This is a genomic window from Sinobaca sp. H24, assembly GCF_023845525.1.
This window is the reverse complement of sequence record NZ_JALBWT010000034.1, coordinates 53,502-59,940: the sequence shown is the minus strand read 5'-3', so window position 1 is coordinate 59,940 and position 6,439 is coordinate 53,502. Positions and strand designations below refer to the sequence as shown.

General features: G+C 42.8%; 5 protein-coding genes and 2 pseudogenes. All 7 read left to right on the top strand.

Annotated features, from left to right (window positions below; translation table 11 throughout):
- The first annotated feature begins 27 nt into the window (after positions 1-27).
- The 7 genes and pseudogenes from MMY81_RS26960 to MMY81_RS26935 all read left to right on the top strand — a co-directional run bounded on the left by MMY81_RS26960 (position 28) and on the right by MMY81_RS26935 (position 6,371).
- Positions 28-1,112 (top strand): annotated as a pseudogene (locus tag MMY81_RS26960) (alpha-galactosidase).
- Positions 1,088-1,240 carry a GH36 C-terminal domain-containing protein gene (locus MMY81_RS34620; RefSeq protein ID WP_308215501.1) on the top strand — a complete coding sequence of 51 codons (153 nt, stop codon included), beginning with the start codon at positions 1,088-1,090 and terminating at the stop codon, positions 1,238-1,240. Before MMY81_RS26960 ends, MMY81_RS34620 begins: the two are co-directional and overlap by 25 nt.
- A 22-nt stretch (positions 1,241-1,262) precedes the next feature.
- A pseudogene (melA, locus tag MMY81_RS26955) lies at positions 1,263-2,562 on the top strand (alpha-galactosidase).
- A 156-nt stretch (positions 2,563-2,718) separates the two neighbouring features.
- Positions 2,719-3,651 (top strand): solute:sodium symporter family transporter, encoded by a 933-nt coding sequence (locus tag MMY81_RS26950; protein ID WP_252315217.1) that lies wholly within the window; start codon positions 2,719-2,721, stop codon positions 3,649-3,651.
- The gene (locus MMY81_RS26945; protein ID WP_252315216.1) at positions 3,648-4,037 is read left to right on the top strand and encodes a sodium:solute symporter family transporter; all 390 of its coding nucleotides are present in this window, start codon (positions 3,648-3,650) and stop codon (positions 4,035-4,037) included. Before MMY81_RS26950 ends, MMY81_RS26945 begins: the two co-directional genes overlap by 4 nt.
- The gene (locus MMY81_RS26940; protein ID WP_252315215.1) at positions 4,037-4,306 is read left to right on the top strand and encodes a hypothetical protein; all 270 of its coding nucleotides are present in this window, start codon (positions 4,037-4,039) and stop codon (positions 4,304-4,306) included. Before MMY81_RS26945 ends, MMY81_RS26940 begins: the two co-directional genes overlap by 1 nt.
- A gap of 22 nt (positions 4,307-4,328) precedes the next feature.
- Complete coding sequence (locus MMY81_RS26935; RefSeq protein ID WP_252315214.1) at positions 4,329-6,371, top strand: beta-galactosidase; 2,043 nt, start codon at positions 4,329-4,331, stop codon at positions 6,369-6,371.
- The last annotated feature ends 68 nt before the right edge of the window (positions 6,372-6,439 follow it).

The following is a 6,439-nucleotide window of genomic DNA, read 5'->3' as shown; positions in this document are numbered from 1 at the left end:
GGGAAGTGGCGTGATAAGGAGCGGCCGGTGCTCATTAACAATTGGGAAGGCACCTACTTTGATTTTACAGAAGACAAAATTGTAGAAATGGCAGAACAGTCCAAAGAATGCGGCATTGAGCTGTTTGTTCTCGACGACGGCTGGTTTGGAAAGCGGGATGACGACACGACGTCTTTAGGGGACTGGTTTGCAGATACGCGGAAGCTTCCTCATGGAGTGAAGGGCCTGGCTGATAAAGTAACAGCCACAGGAATGGATTTTGGCCTTTGGTTTGAGCCGGAAATGATTTCCAGGGAAAGTGAGTTGTATAAGCAGCATCCGGATTGGTTGCTGCAGGCTGAAGGTCGGCGTGCTTCTCACGGAAGAAATCAATTTGTTCTCGACTTTTCCAGAAAAGAAGTAGTCGATCACATGTACAATCAGATAGCTTCTGTGCTGAAAGACGCTCCAATAAGCTATATAAAATGGGATATGAATCGTCCGCTGACAGAAATAATGTCAGCAGGATATCCGGCGGAAAGACAGCAGGAAATTGCCCACCGCTATGTGCTGGGTGTATATGATCTGTATGAACGTCTCACATCGGATTTTCCGGATGTTTTATTTGAATCCTGCGCCAGCGGGGGCTGTCGTTTTGATCCGGGGATGCTTTATTATGCTCCGCAGACATGGACAAGTGATAACACGATGCAGTAGAACGTCTGAAAATACAATATGGTACTTCTTTTTTATACCCCATTAAAACAATGGGAGCGCACGTCTCTGATGTGCCTAATCACCAGGTGCATAGATCAGCGAGCCTGGAGACAAGAGCCCGCGTTTCCTTTTTTGGGAATTTCGGCTACGAGCTTGATATTACAAAAGAAAAAGATCTGAATGTGCTGAAGGATCAAGTGAGCTTTTACAAAAAATACCGGACTGTTCTGCAGGAAGGACGTTTTTATCGATTAGAAAGTCCTTTCGAAGGAGATGGCAATGTAACGAGCTGGATGGTTGTAGACGAAAGCGGGCAGCAGGCAGTGGCTGCCAGATATCAGATTCTGGAGAAACCAAATCCCGGTATACCTCGTTTTTACTTAAAGGTCTTTTGGAAGATACACTTTATCGAGTAGAAGACAGCGGTGAGTCGTTTTATGGATCGGAGCTCATGCACGCAGGACTTCCCCTCCAGCATGAGTATACATGGAAGAAACAGGGAGACTATCAAACGACATTACTTGTACTGAATGCAGTAAAATAATAAAGAAAGAGATGTGGATAGAATGGCTAAATTAACTTTTGTCGGAGCAGGAAGCACCGTTTTTGTGAAAAATATACTGGGAGATTGTATGCTTACTCCGGCTCTTAAAGGTATGGAATTTGCACTATACGATATTGATGAAAGAAGGCTGGATGAATCCTATCAGCTTCTGCAGCATTTGAAAAAACAGCTGGATGCGGACGTTCATATTCATAAATATTTGAATAGGAAAGAAGCTTTAAAAGGGTCTTCTTATGTTATTAATGCTATTCAGGTCGGCGGGTATAAGCCGTCTACAGTTATTGATTTTGAAGTACCGAAAAAGTACGGCCTTCAGCAGACAATCGGGGATACTATAGGGGTAGGCGGCTTATTTAGGACACTCCGCACAGCGCCGGCGATGCTTGATATTGCAGTAGACATAGAAGAAGTCTGCCCGATGCCTGGCTGTTGAACTACACAAATCCTATGGCGGCACTAACGGGAATTATTGCAAAAGAGACGAATGTGCAGGCGGTAGGTTTGTGTCACAGTGTGCAGGTATGTGTTCCAGAGTTGTTTGATCATTTGGATATATCCCAGAAAGATGTAAAAGCAACCATTGCAGGAATTAACCATATGGCCTGGCTTCTTGACGTATCAAGAAACGGCGAAGATCTTTATCCTGAAATAAAAAAGCGGGCTGCAGAAAAACAAAAAGGAAAGCATGAGGATATGGTGCGCTTTGAGTTGATGGATAAATTCGGCTATTATGTTACAGAGTCTTCGGAACATAATGCAGAGTATCATCCTTATTTTATTAAATCAGCCTATCCGGAATTAATTGAGAGGTTCAATATTCCATTGGATGAGTATCCGAGACGCTGTGAAACACAGATTTCAGAATGGGAAGCAAGAAGGGACAGTATTATTCATGATGAGTCGTTAACACACGAACGCTCCAGAGAATATGCTTCTCATATCATCGAAGCAATGGAAACGGATCAACCAACACGCATTGCCGGAAACGTATTAAACAGCGGCGGGCTTATAAGTAATCTCCTTCTGATGCAGTAGTAGAAGTTCCCTGCCTCGTAGACCGCAATGGGGTCACTCCAACCCATGCCGGCAGGCTGCCTGAACAGCTTGCCGCTTTAAATCGAACAAATATTAACACCCAGCTGTTAACCATGGAAGCCAATAGAACCAGAAAAAAAGAGTATGTCTATCAGGCGGCTATGCTTGATCCCCATACTTCGGCAGAATTATCATTGGATGATATTGTTTCGCTTTGTGATGATTTATTTGAAGCGCATGGAGATTGGCTTCCGAATTATAAATAAATGAATAGAGATGAAGCCTGGACGAAGCAGTCCGGGCTTTTTTTATTGCGTTTTTTGAAAAAATATTGAAAACGGTTACTTGATGTGGTATCTTAATCATTAAGTAAAATTTTACTAAAATATTTATTCGGTAAATATCAGAAAGAAGGAATAAAGATGGGCGTACTAACGATTTTATCCTTTTTGTTTTTCACTTTACTTGTAGCGTTAATATCTTACTTAAAAACAAGAAAAGAGGACCTGGAAACATCAGACGGTTATTTTTTAGGAGGAAGAAGCTTAACAGCATGGGTGATAGGCGGCTCGTTAATGCTGACCAACTTATCTACTGAACAATTGATCGGTTTAAACGCTGAAGGCTATGAGTTCAATATGTCCTCTATGGGATGGGAAGTCGGCTCAGCTATTGCGCTGGTTATTGTAGCTTTTTACTTTCTCCCTAAATACTTAAAAGGTGGTATTACAACGATTCCTGACTTTTTAGAGGAACGATTTGACAGCGCTACCAAACAATTTGTTACAATACTTTTTCTTTTTGGGTTCATATTTAATCTGCTTCCGCCTATTCTTTATTCTGGTGCCGTTGCATTAAGTACAATGTTTAATGTGCCTGAAATGCTGGGGGTCAGTTCCACTACAGCATTGTGGATAACGGTGTGGGTAGTTGGAACGATAGGTTCGTTATATGCCATATTCGGTGGATTGAAGGCCGTTGCAGTATCCGATACGATTAATGGAATCGGCTTAATCTTAGGAGGATTGTTAATTCCGCTCCTTGGATTAATGACATTAGGGGATGGCTCTCCTGTCGCTGGTTTTAGAAGTATTATGGACAATACTCCTGAAAAGTTAAATGCGGTTGGAGGAGAAAGTGATCCAGTTCCATTCGGAACAATGTTTACGGGTATGATTTTAGTAAATTTATACTACTGGGGAATGTCTCAGCATATTATGCAGCGGGCCATTGCGGCAAAAAACTTAAAAGAAGGCCAGAAAGGTCTTTTAATTGCAGCATTTTTAAAGCTTGCGGGTCCCATTTTTTTAATTTTGCCGGTATCATTGCTTACAATATGTTTGGTGCAAATATGACTTCAATGGAAGCGTATCCAGCACTTGTAAATGAGGTACTGCCTCTGCCTCTTGTTGGATTTTTCGCAGCGGTTCTATTTGGAGCTATCTTATCCTCATTTAACTCTGTACTGAATTCGACGGTTACTTTAATTGTGCTGAATATTTATAAACCATATTTTAAGCCTAATGCTCCAGACTCCAAGCTAATTAGAGACGGGAAGGTTATAGGTACTCTGTTAGCTATATTCGCTATGAGCGTAGCGCCTTTAATTGCTCTTGTACCGCAGGGATTTTTTCAGTATCTCCAGATGGTCAATGGTTTTTATAATGTACCTATATTCACTGTTATATTAATTGGTTATTTAACGAAGCGGGTGCCGGCGATTGCAGCAAAATCTCTTTAGTGTTGTTTATCAGCGTTTATGCCAGTACGCAGCTATTTTGGGACACCGGTCTTCATTTTCTCCATATTCTTGCTATAATGTTTGTCATTTGTACAGTATTGATGCTCGTTATCGGGAAGATAAAGCCTAGAGAAACAGCATATAAGCTGGAAGATAAAAAAGTAGTTGATATGACGCCGTGGAAGCTGGTCTATCCAGTCGGCTTTGCAGCGGTAATAGCCATGCTTATTGTATTTCTTATTTTCTCAGAAGCAGGTATTGCAGCTTAAATAATAATAAAGGGGTAATATTATGACAAAAACACAATCCTATTTTCCAAACCTTCTGCACGGAGCAGACTACAATCCGGAACAGTGGCTCCATCGTCCAGATATACTTGAAGAGGATGTACGATTAATGAAGCTGGCTAAATGCAATGTGATGTCGGTGGGGATATTTTCATGGGTGTCGCTGGAACCGGAAGAAGATCACTACACTTTTGACTGGATGCAGGACGTGTTGGACCGTCTGTATAAAAATGGTATCAGCGTATTTCTAGCAACGCCGAGCGGCTCAAGACCCGCGTGGATGTCAGAGAAATATCCTGAAGTACTGCGGACGAACGCAGATCGAACAAAAAATCTGCATGGACTTAGACATAACCATTGTTTAACTTCTCCAGTATATCGAAAAAAAGTGAGACAGATGGCTGATCAGCTGGCCGCGGAATTTGGAGATCATCCTGCCGTTATAGGCTGGCATATCTCTAATGAATACGGGGGAGACTGCCATTGCTCTACCTGCCAGTCTGCATTTCGTCACTGGCTGAAAGATAAATATGAAACGCTGGATGCACTGAACAGTGCCTGGTGGACTACGTTTTGGAGTCACACATATACGAGCTGGGAGCAGATTGAATCCCCATCTCCCCTGGGTGAGTCGCTTGTGCACGGCCTTACTTTAGATTGGAAGCGTTACACAACGGATCAGACTGTGGATTTTTATCAGTGGGAAGCAGCACCGTTAAAAGAAAAGCGGCCTGATCTTCCGGCTACAACGAATTTCATGGAAGAATATGAAGGATTGGATTATTGGAAGTTTAAAGATGTCGTGGACATTGTTTCCTGGGATGCTTATCCGACCTGGCATGATAATCAGGAAGAGGCAGTACAGGCCTCGAGAACAGCATTTCTGCATGATATTAAGCGGAGCATTAAAGGCGGCCAGCCCTTTTTACTTATGGAAAGTACGCCAAGCAACACAAACTGGCAGCCTTTAAGTACGCTGAAAAAACCGGGAATGCATCATCTAGCTTCTCTTCAGGCAATCGCACACGGGTCTGATTCTGTCCAGTATTTTCAATGGAGAAAGAGCCAGGGGTCCAGTGAAAAATTCCACGGAGCTGTTGTTGATCATGTAGGGCATGAAAATACCAGAGTGTTTAAAGAAGTGACACAGGTTGGGGAGTCCTTGGAAAGACTTCAGGAAATTACCGGCGCTGTAAGTCATCCGAAGACAGCACTTGTTTATGATTGGGAAAACAGGTGGGCGATTAATGAAGCACAGGGTCCGAGGAATATTGGACCGGGCTATGAAGATACGGTTCAGGAATTCTACCGGCCTTTATGGGATATGGGCGTCGCTGTTGATGTAATCGACTCGGAACAGAGTCTCGATCAGTATGATCTGATTGTTATGCCGATGCTTTATATGATAAAGCCTGGTACAGCCGAGAAAATCGAGACCTTTGTAAAAAGAGGCGGGACCCTTGTTACCACATATTGGTCAGGAATCGTGGATGAAAACGACCTTGTCTGGCTGGGAGGCCTTCCGGGTCCGCTTCGTAGCGTGCTTGGTATTTGGTCGGAAGAAATTGATTCTCTTCATGACGGCCAGACCAATCAATTAACGTTTACTACTGGAAAGATGAGCAATCAATCTTACCAACTCAAAGAGCTGTGCGATTTGATTCACCTGGAGTCGGCCAATTCACTGGCTTCCTATGATGAAGATTTCTACAAGGGACGGCCTGCCGTAACAGTGAATACGTTTGGAGAAGGGAAGGCGTATTATATCGCAGCCCGGACAGAAGAGGCCTTCTACACTGATTTTCTAAAACAGATAGTAGAAGAAGCAGGCATAGAAAAAAATATACAAACCGAGCTTCCCCGCGGAGTGACTGTTCAGAGAAGAGTGAAGGATGAACATTCCTACCTGTTTCTATTGAATTTCACAAAAGAAGAAAAAACATTTTCTCTCAGCGGTAAAAAAGGATGGGACTTAATTCATCAGGAATCCTTACAGGGAGAATGTTCGCTTGAGCCTTATGGGGTGAGGGTAGTAAGAGAAGAATAAAATGAAGAAGATAAACGAACAACCTCGTCTTTATATTAAAGAGACGAGGTTGTTTTTTTGTTATGAGG